Source organism: Streptomyces malaysiensis subsp. samsunensis (assembly GCF_024519315.1).
Classification (GTDB): domain Bacteria; phylum Actinomycetota; class Actinomycetes; order Streptomycetales; family Streptomycetaceae; genus Streptomyces; species Streptomyces malaysiensis.
This window is the reverse complement of sequence record NZ_JANIIC010000197.1, coordinates 1-1,927: the sequence shown is the minus strand read 5'-3', so window position 1 is coordinate 1,927 and position 1,927 is coordinate 1. Positions and strand designations below refer to the sequence as shown.

Sequence of the window (1,927 nt, the reverse complement as noted above, 5' to 3'; positions counted from 1 at the left end):
TGTGGTGCGCCCAGCATGGGCGATTGATTGGGGGTGGAAGTCCCCTGGGGGAAGAGGTGGTGCTGACCCCGAGCCGGAGGCAAGGGCGTCATCGTGAGGTGGGGTCTGGAGGAAGCCCGAGGCGAGACCTGGGTACCGAGGAACACGAACCGTGTATGAGGCGTGCTGGTCGGGTGAGCTTGCCACGTAAGGCGATGCCCGTCTCCACCAAGAAGACCTGTGCGTAAACGCGGCGGGGATCCAGGGACATTGATCGTTCTTACCTGGGGAGATCTGTCCGGGTGTCGGTTGTGCTGAAGATGTCGCCGCGCCGACGGGCTGTGCCGAGAGGTGTGGGCTGACCGGGCAGAAGTCAGCAGAGGCCGTAGTACCAGCCGGGGTGGTCGCGTGGGCGGCGGGCTGGGAAGGGCCGAACATCGAGTGGAGCAACTGACGTATGGCTGCTCGTGCCGGCCACGATGACCGCAGGAATACCGCTTTGGCGGTGCCGACCGGGGAGGGACCGGTGCATTCCGGGAGTGCTCCGGAGGAGCGCAGTGGCCGGTCGGCGCGTCACACGGAAGACGCTCACCGCGACGGGGAACTGTCCTTGTGGGAGTTGATGCTCTCGAAGGAGAACCTGCTCGCGGCGCTCAATCGTGTCGAGGTGAACCGGGGTGCTCCCGGGGTGGACGGGATGACCACGGCGGAGCTGCGTCCGTGGCTGCTGGTCCATTGGCTCGCCGTGCGGGCCGAACTCGATGCGGGCACTTACCGGCCGGTGCCGGTCCGTCAGGTGATCATCCCGAAGCCTGGGGGCGGCGAGCGGATTTTGGGGGTGCCGCGGGTGCTGGACCGCTTGATCCAGCAGGCCATCGCGCAAGTGCTCGTGCCCATTTTCGACCCGGGGTTTTCGGGGTCGTCCTTTGGGTTCCGTCCCGGCCGGTCCGCCCACCAGGCGGTCCGTGTCGCGCGGCGGGCGATCGAGGACGGCAGCCGTTGGGTCGTGGACCTTGATCTGGACCGGTTCTTCGACCGGGTCCAGCATGACGTCCTGATGGCACGGGTGGCGCGCAGGGTTGGTGACCGCGGGGTCTTGAAGCTGATCCGCGGGTATCTGGATGCCGGGATCATGGTGGACGGTGTGAAGATGCCGAGCGCGGAAGGGACCCCCCAGGGCTCCCCGCTCTCGCCCGTCTTGTCGAACATCATGCTCGACGACCTGGACCGGGAGCTGTTCAAGCGCGGTCACCGGTTCGTGCGTTACGCCGACGACGTGCGCGTCTTTGTGCGGAGCAGACGAGCCGCCCACAGGGTGCTCGGCTCGGTCACGGCCGTGGTCGAGCAGCGGCTGAAACTGAAGGTCAACCGGGACAAGTCGAAGGTGGTCCCAGCTTCTGTCATGACGATGCTGGGGTTCGGTTTCTACTTCGTCCGGGGCGGGAAAGTCAGAGTCCGGGCCGACCCGAAGGCGCTTGTGCGTCTGAAGGTGCGGATCAGGGAGCTGACCTCGCGCCGGTGGAGCATCGCGATGGATGAACGCATCGCAAGGGTCAACCGCTTCACCACTGGCTGGATGGGCTGCTTCCAGCTCGCGGACACACCCAAGGTGTTCCAGGCGCTGGACAAGTGGCTGCACCGCAGGATGCGGCAGATCCGCTGGAAGGAATGGAAGCGCTACGCGGCCAAGCGCCGGAACCTGCGCGCGCTCGGGATCCCTGAGCAGCCCGCCCGTGAATGGGCGGCCAGCAACAAGGGTTACTGGCGGATCGCGGGCTCGGTCGTCCTCCAACGGGCACTGCCCAACGCCTACTGGGACGACCTAGGCCTGCGCATGCTCAAGCCGACCTGGCAACGGTTGAGATCAGCTCGGTGAACCGCCGGATGCGGGCCCGCATGTCCGGTGGTGTGAGAGGAGGGCCGGGCGACCCGGCCCTCCTACTCGATT

General features: G+C 66.5%; 1 protein-coding gene. It reads left to right on the top strand.

Annotated features, from left to right (window positions below; all coding sequences use genetic code 11):
• Positions 1 to 436: 436 nt before the first annotated feature.
• The gene (gene ltrA, locus NQU54_RS48425; RefSeq protein WP_257636633.1) at positions 437 to 1,855 is read left to right on the top strand and encodes a group II intron reverse transcriptase/maturase; all 1,419 of its coding nucleotides are present in this window, start codon (positions 437 to 439) and stop codon (positions 1,853 to 1,855) included.
• The last annotated feature ends 72 nt before the right edge of the window (positions 1,856 to 1,927 follow it).

What these genes read in the sequence shown, in the direction of transcription:
- ltrA (WP_257636633.1), top strand. Translation starts at nt 437, where the DNA reads ATGGCTGCTCGTGCCGGCCACGATGACCGCAGGAATACCGCTTTGGCG.